The 14071-nt window shown below is 65.3% G+C and carries 16 protein-coding genes; 7 read left to right on the top strand and 9 right to left on the bottom strand.

What is annotated here, in order from left to right:
- Positions 1–76: 76 nt before the first annotated feature.
- Complete coding sequence (locus ABC977_RS12725) at positions 77–1900, bottom strand: ABCB family ABC transporter ATP-binding protein/permease (protein WP_369667686.1); 1824 nt, start codon at positions 1898–1900, stop codon at positions 77–79.
- Between the two features lie 103 nt (positions 1901–2003).
- Here ABC977_RS12725 and ABC977_RS12720 point away from each other — a divergent pair, with 103 nt between their 5' ends.
- Complete coding sequence (locus tag ABC977_RS12720) at positions 2004–2444, top strand: S24 family peptidase (protein ID WP_439849189.1); 441 nt, start codon at positions 2004–2006, stop codon at positions 2442–2444.
- Here ABC977_RS12720 and bamC read toward each other — a convergent pair.
- Positions 2441–3580: an NlpB/DapX family lipoprotein gene (bamC, locus tag ABC977_RS12715; protein WP_369667641.1), complete on the bottom strand. Its 1140-nt coding sequence runs from the start codon at positions 3578–3580 to the stop codon at positions 2441–2443. The two genes, ABC977_RS12720 and bamC, sit on opposite strands and share 4 nt — an antisense overlap.
- 38 nt (positions 3581–3618) lie before the next feature.
- Positions 3619–4494 carry a 4-hydroxy-tetrahydrodipicolinate synthase gene (gene dapA, locus ABC977_RS12710; RefSeq protein WP_369667640.1) on the bottom strand — a complete coding sequence of 292 codons (876 nt, stop codon included), beginning with the start codon at positions 4492–4494 and terminating at the stop codon, positions 3619–3621.
- 230 nt (positions 4495–4724) lie between these two features.
- Here dapA and ABC977_RS12705 point away from each other — a divergent pair, with 230 nt between their 5' ends.
- The 6 genes from ABC977_RS12705 to ABC977_RS12680 all read left to right on the top strand — a co-directional run bounded on the left by ABC977_RS12705 (position 4725) and on the right by ABC977_RS12680 (position 9428).
- Entirely contained in the window at positions 4725–5264 is a 540-nt protein-coding gene (locus tag ABC977_RS12705; protein WP_369667639.1) for a glycine cleavage system transcriptional repressor, read from the top strand.
- 75 nt (positions 5265–5339) lie between these two features.
- A complete protein-coding gene (locus ABC977_RS12700; RefSeq protein WP_369667638.1) occupies positions 5340–5816 on the top strand; it encodes a peroxiredoxin in 477 nt (158 codons plus the stop codon).
- 76 nt (positions 5817–5892) lie between these two features.
- Positions 5893–7311: a PhoH family protein gene (locus ABC977_RS12695; protein ID WP_369667637.1), complete on the top strand. Its 1419-nt coding sequence runs from the start codon at positions 5893–5895 to the stop codon at positions 7309–7311.
- A gap of 187 nt (positions 7312–7498) precedes the next feature.
- Positions 7499–8149 (top strand): thiol:disulfide interchange protein DsbA/DsbL, encoded by a 651-nt coding sequence (locus ABC977_RS12690; RefSeq protein ID WP_369667636.1) that lies wholly within the window; start codon positions 7499–7501, stop codon positions 8147–8149.
- A gap of 137 nt (positions 8150–8286) precedes the next feature.
- A complete protein-coding gene (locus tag ABC977_RS12685) occupies positions 8287–8532 on the top strand; it encodes a type II toxin-antitoxin system PemK/MazF family toxin (RefSeq protein WP_369667635.1) in 246 nt (81 codons plus the stop codon).
- A gap of 197 nt (positions 8533–8729) precedes the next feature.
- On the top strand, positions 8730–9428 hold the full coding sequence (locus ABC977_RS12680) for a DNRLRE domain-containing protein (RefSeq protein WP_369667634.1): 699 nt from the start codon (positions 8730–8732) through the stop codon (positions 9426–9428).
- A gap of 136 nt (positions 9429–9564) precedes the next feature.
- On the opposite strand, the gene ABC977_RS12675 is transcribed toward ABC977_RS12680, so the two are convergent.
- The 6 genes from ABC977_RS12675 to ABC977_RS12650 form a co-directional block, all read right to left on the bottom strand.
- Entirely contained in the window at positions 9565–9831 is a 267-nt protein-coding gene (locus ABC977_RS12675) for an RnfH family protein (RefSeq protein WP_369667633.1), read from the bottom strand.
- Between the two features lie 19 nt (positions 9832–9850).
- Complete coding sequence (locus ABC977_RS12670; protein WP_369667632.1) at positions 9851–10552, bottom strand: electron transport complex subunit E; 702 nt, start codon at positions 10550–10552, stop codon at positions 9851–9853.
- Positions 10549–11217 (bottom strand): electron transport complex subunit RsxG, encoded by a 669-nt coding sequence (gene rsxG, locus ABC977_RS12665; protein WP_369667631.1) that lies wholly within the window; start codon positions 11215–11217, stop codon positions 10549–10551. Before rsxG ends, ABC977_RS12670 begins: the two co-directional genes overlap by 4 nt.
- Entirely contained in the window at positions 11214–12311 is a 1098-nt protein-coding gene (locus ABC977_RS12660) for an RnfABCDGE type electron transport complex subunit D (protein ID WP_369667630.1), read from the bottom strand. The genes rsxG and ABC977_RS12660 overlap by 4 nt, the downstream gene beginning before the upstream one ends.
- Positions 12308–13777 carry an electron transport complex subunit RsxC gene (rsxC, locus tag ABC977_RS12655; protein ID WP_369667629.1) on the bottom strand — a complete coding sequence of 490 codons (1470 nt, stop codon included), beginning with the start codon at positions 13775–13777 and terminating at the stop codon, positions 12308–12310. Before rsxC ends, ABC977_RS12660 begins: the two co-directional genes overlap by 4 nt.
- Positions 13778–13789: 12 nt before the next feature.
- On the bottom strand, positions 13790–14071 hold a 282-nt coding region (locus ABC977_RS12650; RefSeq protein WP_369667628.1), incomplete at its 5' end, for an RnfABCDGE type electron transport complex subunit B.

Here is a 14071-nt window from a genome sequence, read left to right as displayed (position 1 = left end):
TCGCGACCTTTCGTTCGTCACCTTTCGGGCGGCCGGGCTACGCCGATGCCCAATTCCTATCCCAGAACGAACGCCTTCATGTGACCGAGATCATCGCCGAGCTGTCGTCGTCATCGCGTCGTTCGCGTCGCTGGAGCTCCCACATCGCCGCGTAGCGGCCGCCCGCGGCCAATAGGGCCGAGTGAGTGCCCTGTTCGATCACGCGGCCCTGATCCATGACGAGGATGCGGTCGGCGTCGACGACGGTCGACAGCCGGTGCGCGATGATCAGGGTCGTATGATGGGCGGCTACCTCGGCCAAGGTCGTCTGTATCGCCCGTTCGGTATGGCTGTCGAGTGACGAGGTCGCTTCATCGAAGATCAGGATCCGCGGGCGCTTGAGGATTGCGCGGGCGATCGCGACGCGCTGCTTCTCGCCACCGGAGAGCTTGAGGCCGCGCTCGCCGACGACCGTGTCCCAACCCTGTGGGAGTCCGTCGATGAAGGTGCGGATATGGGCCATCTCGGCAGCCTGTTCGATCTCGGCGCGGCGTGCGTCCGGACGCCCGTAAGCCAGGTTGTAATAGAGCGTGTCGTTGAACAGTACGGTGTCCTGCGGGACGATGCCGATCGCGGCACGCAGGCTGCTTTGCGTCAGATCGCGAATGTCCTGTCCATCGATCAGTATCCGGCCGTCGCTCACGTCGTAGAAGCGAAACAAGAGGCGCGCGAGCGTCGACTTACCGGCCCCGCTCGGTCCGACCACGGCGATCTTGGCGCCGGGTTCGATCGTGAAGTCGACGCCGTGCAGGATCGGTCGCTCCGGCTGATAATGAAAAGCCACTTGCTCGAAACGCACCTGTCCTCGGTCGAGCGCCAAGGGTTTGGCCTGTGGTCGATCGGCGATCTCCGGAGGGCGTTCGAGAAGCTTGAAGACCAGGTCCATGTCCGCCAGCGCGTACTTGATCTGGCGGTAGACGATGCCAAGGAATCCAAGCGGGATGAAGACCTGGAGCAGGAAGGCATTGACCAGCACCAGATCGCCGATGGTCATGGTTCCCGTGACGACCCCTTGCGCGGCGAATACCATGATGAAGGTCACGCCGAGTGCGATGATCGCGCCTTGTCCGAAGTTCAGCAGCGACATCGAGGTCTGACTCTTGACGGCCATCTCCTCCCATTGCTCTAGGGTGCCGTCGTAGCGATCGAGCTCCATGCGCTCGTTGCCGAAATACTTGACCGTCTCATAGTTCATCAAGCTGTCGAAGGCCCGCGCGTTGGCCTGCGAGTCGAAGCGATTCATCTGGTGCCGGTAATCCATCCGCCATTCGGTGATCGCGAACGTGAAGGCGACATAGACGAGCACGGTCGCGAAGGTCACCAGCGTGAAGACGAGCGCGTATTTCGACAACAGGATCGCCGCCACCAGCGACAACTCAACGAACACCGGGATGACGCTGAAGACCATGTAGTTCAGGATGGTCGAGACCGAGCGCGTGCCCCGTTCCAGGTCACGGCTGATGGCGCCGCTGCGCCGTTCCAGGTGGTAGCGCAACGACAGTTCGTGCAGATGGGCCAGGACCTTCGTCGACAGGCGGCGCATCGCGCGGTAGCGAACCCGTGCAAAGACGACGTCGCGCAACTCGTTGAACAGGGCTGCGGCGAGTTTGAGCAGGCCGTAGGCGAGCAGCAGGCTCAGCGGGAGGACCAGGGCTTGGACCTCTGGTTGTTGTTCGAAGCTGTCGACGATCTCCTTCAGCGTCAGGGGCACCCCGACATTGGCGAACTTGGCCAGGACCAGACAGCCGATGGCGAGCAGCGCGCGCCCGCGAAACTCCCAGAGATAAGGCAGCATCCCGCGCAGGTTGTACCAGTCCCGGCGGTCCTTGTGGATCCGCTCGGTGGCCGGGATCGGTTGCATCATCGGGCTTGCCTCGACGGCGCGGAGGCCCCATGCTCGCGATCGAAGTCACCCGATCGCTCGCCAAGGCGGCCGGCCTGCGGGTGGGTCTGTCGAGCACGACGTGAGGCGAGGAACCACCGTGAACGAGGGGATGCCGGACAATTCAGGCTGCGGATTGCAGGAGCCTTTCGCACTTCAGGTCCTGGGCAATGAGATGGAGCCGGAATTTCCGGACCGGTGCGTGATCATCGTCGAACCGACCGATCGGTGCCGGGATGGCATGTACGTCTTCGTCGAGGTCGAGGATGTACGCTGGTTTCGCCGGTACCGAATCGATGCAGAAGGGCGCGAGCGGTTGGTGGCCGACAATCCCCTGTACCCGGATATCGAACTGAACGGACTCCAATGGCGCGTTCTCGGTGTGATCATCCAGCGCAATATCCGGCGACAGATCAAGCACTACGCGTACGAGGCGCCGCAACCGCCGACGCCCGCAACGAGCCCGGAAATCACGGATCTGACGGCTCCCCGGGGAAAGCCGCGTACCACCGGGCCGGCCTAACGGATCTCCTCCTGGAGCAGGCGCAGGATTCGCTCCGCCGTCGAAGAGGTTTCCCGGTTGCCGGCAGCATCGAGCACGGTGACGCGTGTTTCCTGGTCGCGTCCGGTCAGCTGGATCTGGTATTTGGCGACGGGAACGCTGTCCTTGCCGCGCCAGAAGGCCAGCCTCGATGTCCAGCCGTCACGCGTCGGCTCGCGGTTCGGATCGTCGTAGCGAACCAGGAATAGGCCGCTGGAGTAGTCTTGATCCTCGACCGCAAAGCCTACCCGATCGAGCGCCAATCCGGTCACGCGCCACGCCCGGCGGAATTCTTCGGCCACCACCAGTTCGGGGCCGGCTCCGTCCGTCACGAGCTGGGAGCGCGCCGGGGCGCTCGCGCCTCCGGCGATCATCCGGGTCGCGCCTTGTTCGGAGACGCCGAGCGAGACCATCAGGCGGCGCAACATCTCAGCCTCTTTGTTCGGATCGCTTCCGCTCGGCTCCCAAACGGTGCGGCCTCCCTCGCCGGCGGTATCGCGGAGCAGGCGTTCCGCCATGCCACGGTGGGTCAAATAGATCTCGGTCGTATTCGGCGTCGTGCCGGGTTCGACGCGGACGCGGAACTGGTCGCGCGTCGCGGTGGCATAGAGTCCGTCCGCGACCCGGCGGAGAAGATTGGTCAGCACGTCTTGGGAAATCTCGGCGCGGTTCTCGATCCAGTCGGTGCTCATGACGCCGATCACGGGATCCTGTTCGGTCAGCAGGATGCCCTGTTCGCGCCAGAAGGCGATCACCCGTGGCCAGGTCTGTTGCGGGGGTGCCGCGACGATCAGCCATCGGTTTTCGCCCTCGCGACGCAACTCGACGCCCTTGATCTCTGGCAGAACCTCGCCGGCTGTCGCGACTTGCTGGCGGCGGACACGTTGTCCCTCGAATTCCGAAAGGGTCGCGGTGCCCGAGCCGGGCATCGGAATGTCGAGGGCGTCGTCGAAGGTGGCCGCCGTCAGATCCGGCGGGATCTCGAGGTTATCAGGGGCCTCCCGTTGTTGCTTGTAGGCCAGGCGCTGATCCGGCGCGACCCGTTCGGTCATGCCGCCACAACCGGCCAAGAGCAAGGCGGCCGTCAGCAACAGGGCGAGGCTGAAAAGGTTTCGCATCGATCGCATCCGGCCCTCGCGGCCGTCTTTAGGGGTCATCACAGCACGCCAGCCTGGGCCATCGCGTCGCGGACTGCGGGCTCGTGGTCCGGGGTCAGCCAGGTCAAAGGCAGGCGAATGCCGCGCGGTGCCAGGCCGAGCTCGGCCATCGCCCACTTGACCGGTATCGGGTTGGACTGCACGAACAGCGCCCGGTGCAACCCGTCGAGGCGCGCGTTGATCTGCTCGGCCGTCGCGCGGTCGCCGGCCAGCGCGGCCTCGCACAGGGCTTGCATCTGATGCGGAGCGACGTTGGCCGTCACCGAGATGACGCCTTGTCCGCCGCGCAGCAGAAACTCGCAACCGGTGGCGTCGTCGCCACTGAAGAGCACAAAGGATGGCCCGCACAGGTCACGCAGGCGAGCGACCCGCGTGAGGTCCCCGGTGGCCTCCTTGATGCCGACGATGCTCGGGATTCTTGCCAGTCGCGCGACCGTCTCGGGTAACATGTCGCACGCGGTGCGGCCTGGCACGTTGTAGAGGATCTGAGGTATGTCTACGGCCTCGGCAACCGCCTTGTGGTGCAGATACAGACCTTCCTGCGTCGGCTTGTTGTAATAGGGCGTCACGAGCAACGCGGCGGTGGCGCCGGCGGCCTTGGCGCAGCGCGTCAAGTGGATCGCTTCGCGGGTATCGTTGGCACCAGTCCCGGCGATCACCGGAACGCGGCCTGCGGCGAACTCGACCGTCAGCCGAATCACCTCGCAGTGTTCATCGGCATCCAAGGTCGCCGATTCACCGGTCGTCCCGACCGACACGATGCCGGCCGTCCCTCGTTCAACATGAAAGTCGACCAGCCGCCGCAAGCTGTCCTCGGCCAACCGTCCGTCCGGGTGCATAGGCGTGATCAAGGCAACGATACTGCCGCGAAACATGAAGGCGGACTCCAAGGCCAGCGAAAACCGCATGGTACTTTGGGCGAATCGGCAAAGACAACCCGCGGCCGCCTGGAACCCGGATGCGCCGACCGGGAAACGGCCTAGGGCTCGCAACACACCTGGCCGGAATGTGTCGAGTTCGCCGGATTCAAGGCCAGCATCGCGCGTGCTACACTCGGCATCTGACCGTCACCAGCCCGAAATCCCGCGCAACGAAAACACTGGATATGGCCACGCAGAAGACTTACCTCGTCATTTCCGCCCTGGGCGAAGACCACCCCGGTATCGTCAACCAGCTCTCGCGGGTCATCCTCGAGCATGGCTGCAACATCGAAGACAGCCGGATGACGGTTCTCGGCGGGGAATTCGCCGCGATGCTGTTGGTCGAAGGCCGTTGGAACACCCTCGCGAAGGTCGAAAACGGGCTTCCCGAGCTCGGTCGCCAACTGGGCATGACCATCGTCTCGAAGCGGACCAGCGGCCGCGCGGCGGGGGGCAACCTGATCCCCTACGCCGTCGATGTGGTGGCGATGGATCATCCGGGCATCGTCAATAACCTGGCGGCCTTCTTCGCCGAGCGCAATATCAACATCGAAGATATGGCGACCAGCACCTATGCCGCGGCTCACACCGGGACCCCGATGTTCTCGGTGCACATGACCGTCGGCATCCCGGCCGATCTGCATATCGCCGGCCTTCGGGAGGAGTTCATGGATTACTGCGACGGGCTGAACCTCGATGCGGTGTTGGAACCGATCAAAGGGTGAATGCCGCCGCAAAGTGGCTATGACGTTCGATCAGGGCCAATCATTCAGACATGACGCAACGCGGAGGCCAAGGCCATGGCTCTAGCAATCGGTGACAAGGTGCCGGATATGGCCCTATTGGCCACGGGGGATCGCACCGTCCATCTCTCGGATTACCTCGGTCGGCATCTGGTCCTGTATTTCTATCCGAAGGCCAGCACACCGGGCTGCACGCAGGAGGGGCAGGATTTCCGCGATGCGGCGGCTGACTTCGCGACCAAGGGTGCGGTCATTGTCGGGGCGTCGCGCGACGGACTCAGGGCTCAGGAGAACTTCAAGGCCAAGCAGTCCTTTCCGTTCGATCTGATTGCCGATACCGACGAATCCCTGTGCCGTCTGTTCGACGTCATCAAGATGAAGAAGATGTACGGCAAGGAGCATCTCGGTGTCGAACGCAGCACCTTCCTGATCGATGCCGCCGGCGTGCTGCGCCAGGAATGGCGCGGGGTCAAGGTCAAGGGACACGTTGCCGAGGTCCTCGCGGCCCTAGACCAGCTCGCGCACATCGAGTGATCGGGCCGTCCACGCTTACCGCTGCCATCCGACCTTCCCGGTGTCGTCCCGCGACGCCGCCTAGCCCCGTGAGCCCATGATCAAGCGCCAAGACGACAAGCCCTGTTTGTTCATCCTGGATACCAACGTGCTGATGCACGACCCGACCGCGCTGTTTCGGTTCAAGGAGCACGACATCTTTCTGCCGATGGCGGTGCTCGAGGAGCTCGATGCAGCGAAGAAGGGCATGTCCGAGGTGGCCCGTAACGTGCGCCAAGTCAGCCGTTTCCTCGATCAGTTGATGCATGGTGCGACCAAGGACGCGATCGACCGCGGCTTGCCGATCAGTCCGTTGACGGAAAACGGCGGCGGCTATATCGCGCCCGCGACGGGCCGTCTGTTCTTCCAGACCTCGTTGTTCGACCTGAATCCGATCGCGTCGCTGCCGGGCACGATCGCCGACAACAACATCCTGGCGACGGCGCAGGCCCTTCAGGCGCGCGATGAGACGCGCACCGTCATCCTCGTATCGAAGGACATCAATCTGCGCATCAAGGCGACGGTGCTCGGGATTCCGGCCGAGGACTACGCCAACGACAAGGTGCTCGACGATGTCAATCTGCTTTACACGGGCCTCGAGAGCTTGCCCGGCGACTTCTGGGATGCCCACGAAAAGACCGTCGATTCGTGGCAGGACGAGGGCCACACCTATTATCGGATCACCGGACCCGATGTGCTCGATTGGTATCCGAGCCACTGCCTGACGATCGAAGGCGATGAAACCTTCGAGGCGATCGTCCGGCAGAAGCCGGCGCCGGGGGAGGCGATCGTCGAACTGGTCGAGGATTTCCGCGCCAGCCGGCGCAACGTCTGGGGCATCAATGCCCGGAACCGGGAGCAGAACTTCGCGCTCAACATGCTGATGGATCCGGCGCTCGATTTCGTCACGTTGCTCGGACCGGCCGGTACCGGCAAGACGTTGCTGGCGTTGGCGGCCGGTCTGGCTCAGGTGCTCGAGCGCAATACCTACCGCGAGATCATCATGACTCGGATCACGGTTCCGGTGGGCGAAGACATCGGTTTTCTGCCCGGGACCGAGGAAGAGAAGATGACGCCATGGATGGGCGCCTTGATGGACAATCTGGAGGTCCTGACCCAAACCGAGGGCGGAGACTGGGGGCGGGCGGCAACGCAGGATCTGGTGCGCAATCGCATCCGCATTCAGTCCTTGAATTTCATGCGTGGTCGCACCTTCCTGAACAAGTACATCATCCTGGACGAAGCCCAGAACCTGACCGCGAAGCAGATGAAGACGCTGATCACGCGCGCCGGTCCAGGCACCAAGGTGGTGGCGCTCGGCAACATCTCGCAGATCGACACCCCGTACCTGACCGAGACCAGTTCCGGTCTGACCTATGTCGTGGATCGCTTCAAGGGGTGGGCCCATGGCGGCCACATCACGCTGGTGCGGGGGGAACGCTCGCGGCTTGCCGATTTCGCGTCGGCGGAGCTGTAGCGCCAGCTCGCGTCTTGTGTGCATACCGCGCACGCTGGATTGGGTCTCTCCTTGCTGCTGAGCGCTACCCGGAATCGGCCGGTTCAGAGGCCCGGCGCAGGGTGCTCGGCCCCGTCCGAGGTCCCGGCCGGCTCGGGCGGTCCGTCTATTTCCCTTTAACGATTGTTCGAGATGATGGAGTCCAACGATGATCCTGACCCGCCGCCGCTTCAGTCAGCTACTGATCACCGGCATTGGTCTGGCCGCGGTTCCGGCCTGGGCCGCCAATCTGGTCGAGGGCCGTGATTGGCGCCTCTTGTCGCCGGCGCAACCTTCCGATGCGGAACCCGGCAAGATCGAGGTGTTGGAGTTCTTCTCCTACGGCTGCCCGCATTGTTCCGACTTGAATCGGGTCTCCAAGCCCTGGGTGGCGACCCTGCCTGAGGATGTGCTCGTGCGGCGGGTCCCGGTTTCGTTCGGCCGTTCGGCGTGGGCCAATTTGGGTCGCCTCTACTATGCGCTGGACTACACCGGGGACCTCGACCGCCTCGACCGAGCGGTCTTCGATGCGCTGCACAAGGAACGCCGCCGGCTCTTCACCGAGCGAGAGATTCTCGCTTGGTTGGGGGACCAAGGTGTCGATACCGAGTCCTTCGCCAAGGTCTTCAATTCGTTCGGTGTGCATGCGCGCCTGGCGCGCAGCGATCAACTGGTCGCGAACTACCAGGTCAACGCTGTGCCGATGATCGCGGTCGCGGGCCGCTACATCGTGGTCGGCAGCGAGGCCACCGGGTTTGGGGATCTGTTGGTCATCACCGAAGGCCTGATCGACAAGGCCCGGACCGAACTCGTCGGCTGAAGGTCCTGGCAGCAACCCCACGGCCGGCGGCCATGCGCCCGGCCGTCCCTCAGCCCGGGTCCCTTTGCCGGCATCACGCCGGAGAACCTGCTCGCGGACGTCGGCTTCGGCGAACCCGTGGGTAAGGAAGTGCTCTGATGACTCGGCGTTACGTCCCCGAGGCCGACGATATCCTGTGGCTCCAGTTCAATCTGCGGGCTTGGCACGGGCAGGCTGACCACAGGCCGGCGCTGGTTGACAGCCCTTCGGCTTACAACGGCAAGACCGCGCTGTTCTGCTGCCCCATGACGACGCAAGTCAAAGGCTACCCTTCGCTCGGTGCGAACATCGCCCGCCGTCGAAGACGCCCCGCTGTCGTTCTGCTCTCTGCCCATCTGGGATGAGCCGTGTCTTGGCAAACGCGGTTTCACACCCAATTCCCTAAGAATCCGTTCAGGGCCACCGAGCGACGGTCATGTCAAGCGCTGCCCAGATCCATTCCACTGTCCGGCGGTCATCGTTAGTCGTCCTGTCGGTGCTATTGGTGCTCGGCGCGCTGCCATTCGGGTGTCGCTCCCTCTCGGAGAGGACCTTTAACATCGTGGCCTTGCCAGAGGATACCGCCAGCATCTGGGGTGGGAACTTCGAGAACTTCGGCATTTGCTATCCGTTCATTTTGGATCGTCGCGGTGTCAGACTCTACCTGTGGGACGAATTCGCGCGTCAGCGCGCAGCCGGACCGCCACGTTACCGGGTCGAAACCCTTGCTGGCTATGAGGTGGCGGTCAGCCGTGGAGAAACCTGCCACCTGCGCATCAACGAGCGATTTCAGGCAGCGGCCCGCTTCGACCTGACGAGTCTGCCCGCGGACGCGGTGGTTACCCGCGCCGAATTGCGCATCTATCAGGAGTTTTACCCGCTGGACCTGCCATATGAGCGAGGCAGCTATGAGCAATGCAATATCATCATGGTCGGTCAGGCTACGGAGGAATGGTCCGGTGGTCTCTATCGAGCGGGTCGTGCCGAGGGTGGGCGGCCCTTCATTCGCTCGCGGCCCGCGCGCCCGGATCCAGGTCCCATCGCCGCCTACGGCAGTAGGCCGGACCGGGTCGATTTGGATGTCACCCGGACGGTCAGCGAATGGGTGCGCGGCACCCAGCCGAATCACGGTTTCACCCTGACCCCGGATCTAGCTCGCGTAAGGGCGATCTACAGTGCGACGGACGAGGGCGGATTCCTGTGTGATCTCGGAATCCCCAGGTTCGAGCTTTTCATCACCGTGGTCTTTCCCGTGGATTAGCCAAAGGACCGGGCACCACAGCAGGGGTACCCGGCACGGTGCGGAGGTGCCGAACTGGCCTGGCACCTTGCCATTTCCGGCTCGCGGAGCTATGAATCAGCGATCCGATGCTTGGGTGCCGAGGGCGGCGGCCACCTCAGTCCGCGCCATCATCCTCGGCATCGTCGGGCTCGACGGCGAGGCTCGGGCGGTAGATCTCGACGCGACAGCCGTCGGTGACCTTGGCGTCGAGGCGGGTGATCTTGCCGAAGATCCCGACCGGCTGGGTCGCGAGGTCGATTTCCGGGAACTGACGCAACAGGCCCGAGTGTTCGATCGCGTCGCGAACCGTGCTGCCATCGGGTACATCGAGTTTGAGCCAGACTTGTTTGAAGCGGCTGGCGTAGGCGACACCGATATGCATCTGCGTTCTCCGTTTCGATCTAACGCGGCGGGGTCGTGGCCGAAGCCGCCGAGACCTTGCGCCGTGGGCGGTTCGCGAGGCGGCGGTCGAGCAGGCGCTTGCCGGCCAGCATGAAGCCCAGGACCAGGAACCCGCCCGGTGGCAGGATCGCGAGCAGGAATCCCCGATACTCCGGGATCAGCGTGACCTCGAGGAACCCCATCGCCGGACCGAGCAGCAGCGAGGCGCCGGCGAACAGGGTGCCGCTGCCGATGATCTCGCGCGCGGCACCGAGACCGACCAGGACCAGCGTGAACCCGAGACCCATCATCAGACCATCGAACGCGGCCGGGAGCGGCGGTTGGCGGGCCGCGAAGGACTCGGCGCGGCCGAGGATCGCGCAGTTGGTCACGATCAGCGGGATGAAGAGCCCGAGGACCTTGTGCAGGTCATGGAGCCAGGCATTCATCGTCAGGTCGACGAGGGTCACCAGCGTCGCGATCACGAGCACGAAGATCGGGATCCGCACGGCGGCCGATAGCAGGCCGCGCAGCAGCGCGATCAGCAGGCCGGACGCGGTCATCACGACCGTCGTCGCGATCCCCATCCCGAGCCCGTTCGTGGCGGTGCCGGTGACCGCCAATAGCGGGCACAGGGCCAGGGCCTGGGACAGCACGACATTGTTGTCCCAGAGTCCGTCGCGTGCGATGCGTCCGTAGCCGGGTGTCTCGGGCGGTTTCATTGGGGCACCGGTTCCTCGGGGTCGTGTTCGATGATCACCGCCGCGGCCGTCAGGGTTTCGCGGTGGTCGGCAAAGAATTCGAGCGACTCGCGCACCGCACCAACCACGGCCCTGGGCGTGATGGTCGCGCCGGTGAACTGATCGAAGTCGCCGCCGTCCTTGGCCACGGCCCAGCGTTCGCGCGGCGGATCCTCGAGGGTCCGTCCGTTGAAGCTCAGGATCCAGTCGTCGCGGATCACCTCGATCTTGTCACCGAGCCCGGGGGTCTCCGAATGGGACAATACCCGCGCACCGAGGACGCGGCCTTGGGCGTCGATGCCGATCAGCAGCTCGATCGGACCGGCGTAGCCGCGCCCGACCGCGCCGAAGGCGACGCCGGTCACCTGATAGCCATGCAGCGCGCGGTAGATGGTCAGCGGTTGGCCGTTGCGTCCCGGCAGCGTCAGCGGGTGGGCCAACAGGTCATTGTCGTGGATTTGCGGCGGCAATACCTGGCTCAGCGAGGCCTTCAGATCCTCGGCGCGCCGTTCGGCGATCGGCCCGCGCGTGAGCAGGTCGCCGACAGCGAGCAAGGCCGCGGCGATCAGCGAGAAGGTGCCAAGCAGTAGGGCTTGGTACGGCACCCGGTCGCGCCAGGCCGGGCTCGTTTGGGTCGTGTCATTCATCGGCTTTTCTCGCCGGTATCGTCGGCATAGGCGAGGGGCTCGCCGCGCCGGTCGCGGCCGTAGATCCGCGGCCGCACATAATGGTCGAGCAATGGCGTGCAGGCGTTCATCAGCAGGACGGCGAAGGCCGCGCCCTCCGGATAAGCGGACCAGGTCCGAATGATGTAGACGAGCAGACCGCAGCCGATGCCATAGAGGATTCGCGCGCGGGCCGAGACGGGCGCCGTCACCGGATCGGTCGCGATGAAGAAGGCCGCGAGCATCGTCGCCCCGGAGACCAGGTGATAGCCCGGATTCAGGAAGACTGCGGGGTCGAAGATGTGCATCGCCGTCGCGCAGACGGTGATCGTGGCCAGCATCGCGACCGGGATATGCCAGGTGATGACGCGCTTGGCGATCAGGAACAGGCCGCCGAGCAGGATCAGCACCGCCGAGGTCTCGCCGAGGCTGCCGGCGATGGTGCCGATCGCGGCTTGGCTCAACTGGTAGGTCGACGGCAGGATGTCGATCAGCGTCAATCCGGTCGTCAGGTCGGTGCGGACCTGGCCGAGCACGGTCGCGCTGGTCATCGCGTCGTAATATTCGCCGCCGAACGTGATCGCCAGCCCGCCGACGAAGTCCGGTGCGCCTTCCGAGAACAGCGGCGTCGGCGCGACAAAGGTCGTCATCGTGACCGGAAAGGAGATCAGCAACGCGACGCGCGCGACCATCGCCGGGTTGAACAGGTTTTGGCCGAGGCCGCCGAACACCTGCTTTGCGATCACGATCGCGATCAGCCCGCCGACGACGCCGATCCACCAGGGGGCCCAGGGCGGCAGGGTCAGGCTCAGGAGCCAGCCGGTCAGGATCGCCGACCCATCGAACAGATGGGCGCGGACCGGCCGGCCGGCCAGACGCAGACAGGCCGCCTCGACCACGACGACGGTCGTGATGGTCACGACGAACAGGTTGATCGCCGGCCATCCGAATTGCCACAGCCCGATCAGCGTGCCCGGCGTCAGCGCTAGCATCACGAGCCCCATCGTGCGACCGATGCTGCTGCGCGCGTGGGCAAAGGGGCCGGCAACCGGCGACGCGGAGGCGAACTCGTTCATGTTTCGGCCTCCACCGGCTCGGGCTGTTTTGCGGCGGTGGCCTGTTTGCGCCGGGCCATCGCCTCGCGTTTGGCCCGCTTCGCGGCCTCCATCCGTGCCGTGCGCAGTTCGGCCAGTCGCTTGGTCTCGATCTGCTTGTGCCGGGCGCGGCCGCGCGCGGCCATCTCGCCCTTCGCGTAGTGGATGAACTGGACCAACGGCAGGTGCGCCGGGCAGACATAGGCGCAGGACCCGCAGCCGATGCAGTCCATCAGGCCATGTCGGACCGCACCCTCGAGATCGGCGGCGCGGATCCGCGCGGCGAGGTCCAACGGCAGCAGGCCACACGGACAGGCCGCGACGCATTGGCCGCAACGGATACAGGGCATCGGCTCGCGGCGGTGGACCTCGCGCCCGGTCAGCGCCAGCACGCCGTTGCTTCCCTTGACGATCGGCACCCGGATGCTCGGCAGCGGCTGGCCCATCATGGGGCCGCCACTGATCAGTCGTTCCGGCTCCTCGACCAGGCCGCCGCAGTGCGCGAGCAGGTGCTCGACCGGGGTGCCGACCGGCACCCGCAGGTTGGCGGGGCGGGCGACCGCCTCGCCGGTGACCGTGACCACCCGCTCGACGAGCGGGCGGCCCTGGCGCAGGGCTTCGTGCACCGCATAGGCCGTGGCCGGATTGTGCACGACGACACCGATGTCCGCGGTCAGGCCGCGCGCCGGCGTCTCGCGGCCGGTCAAGGCGAGGGACAGATGCTTCTCGGACCCCATCGGATAGCGGTTCGGCAGCCGTGCGATCGCGATATCGGGAAAGGCCCGGGCCGCCTCGGCCAGTGCGGCCTGCGCCTGTGGCTTGTTGTTCTCGATCGCGATCAGGATCCGTTCGGCGCCCAGCGCATGGGCCATGATCCGCGCGCCGTCGAGGATCGCGACCGGTTGCTCGCGCATCAGGCGATCGTCGCAGGTCAGATAGGGCTCGCATTCGGAGCCGTTGATGATCAGGGTGTGGATCCGGTAGCGCTGGCGCAGATTGAGCTTGACCGCGGCCGGGAAGGTGGCGCCGCCGAGGCCGACGACACCGGCCGCCGCGACCCGCGCCGCGATCTCCTCGGTGGTCAAGGCGAAGGGGTCCGCGACCCCCTCGAGCTCGTCGGACCAGCGGTCCTCGCCATCGGGCAACAGCGTGATGGTCGCGACCGGCAGGCCCGAGGGATGGTTGGCCGGGTAGCGTCCGATGCCGACGACGCGCCCCGAGGTCGGCGCATGAATCGGCGCCGAGATCGCACCCTGGCGCTCGCCGATCAGATCCCCTTTGCGCACCAGTTGGCCGCGCCGCACGGCCGGGTTGGCCGCGGCGCCGATGTGCTGTTGCAGCGGCACATGCAGCAGGTGGGGCAGGGTGGTCCGCTCGATCGACCGGTCACCGGACAGGGCCTTGCGGTCCTCCGGGTGGACGCCGCCGCGGAAGCGAAAGAGTCTCATCGGCGTCTCCGGTCAGGCGGCGAGGGCTGGCTTGGGCCAGTGCCAGTTCGCGAGCGTCACGGGCACCGGCTGCATCTCGATGCAGCCGTGCGGGCAGGCGTCGTAACATTTCTCGCAGCCGGTGCAGGCGTCGTTGAAGACCGCGTGGATCATCTTGGGGCCGCCGATGATCGCATCGGTCGGACAGCGCTTCAGGCACTTGGTGCAGCCGGTACAGAGGCGCTCGTGGATCATCGCGACGCGCGGTCCGCGGTCCTGGATCGCGGCCAGATCGACGCTGACGCCGAGCTTCGC

Source organism: Thioalkalicoccus limnaeus (genome assembly GCF_041197575.1).
Classification (GTDB): Bacteria; Pseudomonadota; Gammaproteobacteria; order Chromatiales; family Chromatiaceae; genus Thioalkalicoccus; species Thioalkalicoccus limnaeus.
This window is presented reverse-complemented; position numbering and strand designations above follow the sequence as displayed.

Excerpts from the sequence above, each read along its gene's own strand:
- ABC977_RS12660 (WP_369667630.1), bottom strand. The coding sequence starts at position 12,311 with ATGAACGAGTTCGCCTCCGCGTCGCCGGTTGCCGGCCCCTTTGCCCAC.
- ABC977_RS12700 (WP_369667638.1), top strand. The coding sequence starts at position 5,340 with ATGGCTCTAGCAATCGGTGACAAGGTGCCGGATATGGCCCTATTGGCC.
- rsxC (WP_369667629.1), bottom strand. The coding sequence starts at position 13,777 with ATGAGACTCTTTCGCTTCCGCGGCGGCGTCCACCCGGAGGACCGCAAG.
- ABC977_RS12695 (WP_369667637.1), top strand. The coding sequence starts at position 5,893 with ATGATCAAGCGCCAAGACGACAAGCCCTGTTTGTTCATCCTGGATACC.
- ABC977_RS12705 (WP_369667639.1), top strand. The coding sequence starts at position 4,725 with ATGGCCACGCAGAAGACTTACCTCGTCATTTCCGCCCTGGGCGAAGAC.
- dapA (WP_369667640.1), bottom strand. The coding sequence starts at position 4,494 with ATGTTTCGCGGCAGTATCGTTGCCTTGATCACGCCTATGCACCCGGAC.
- bamC (WP_369667641.1), bottom strand. The coding sequence starts at position 3,580 with ATGCGAAACCTTTTCAGCCTCGCCCTGTTGCTGACGGCCGCCTTGCTC.
- ABC977_RS12725 (WP_369667686.1), bottom strand. The coding sequence starts at position 1,900 with ATGCAACCGATCCCGGCCACCGAGCGGATCCACAAGGACCGCCGGGAC.
- rsxG (WP_369667631.1), bottom strand. The coding sequence starts at position 11,217 with ATGAATGACACGACCCAAACGAGCCCGGCCTGGCGCGACCGGGTGCCG.
- ABC977_RS12670 (WP_369667632.1), bottom strand. The coding sequence starts at position 10,552 with ATGAAACCGCCCGAGACACCCGGCTACGGACGCATCGCACGCGACGGA.
- ABC977_RS12685 (WP_369667635.1), top strand. The coding sequence starts at position 8,287 with ATGACTCGGCGTTACGTCCCCGAGGCCGACGATATCCTGTGGCTCCAG.
- ABC977_RS12690 (WP_369667636.1), top strand. The coding sequence starts at position 7,499 with ATGATCCTGACCCGCCGCCGCTTCAGTCAGCTACTGATCACCGGCATT.
- ABC977_RS12675 (WP_369667633.1), bottom strand. The coding sequence starts at position 9,831 with ATGCATATCGGTGTCGCCTACGCCAGCCGCTTCAAACAAGTCTGGCTC.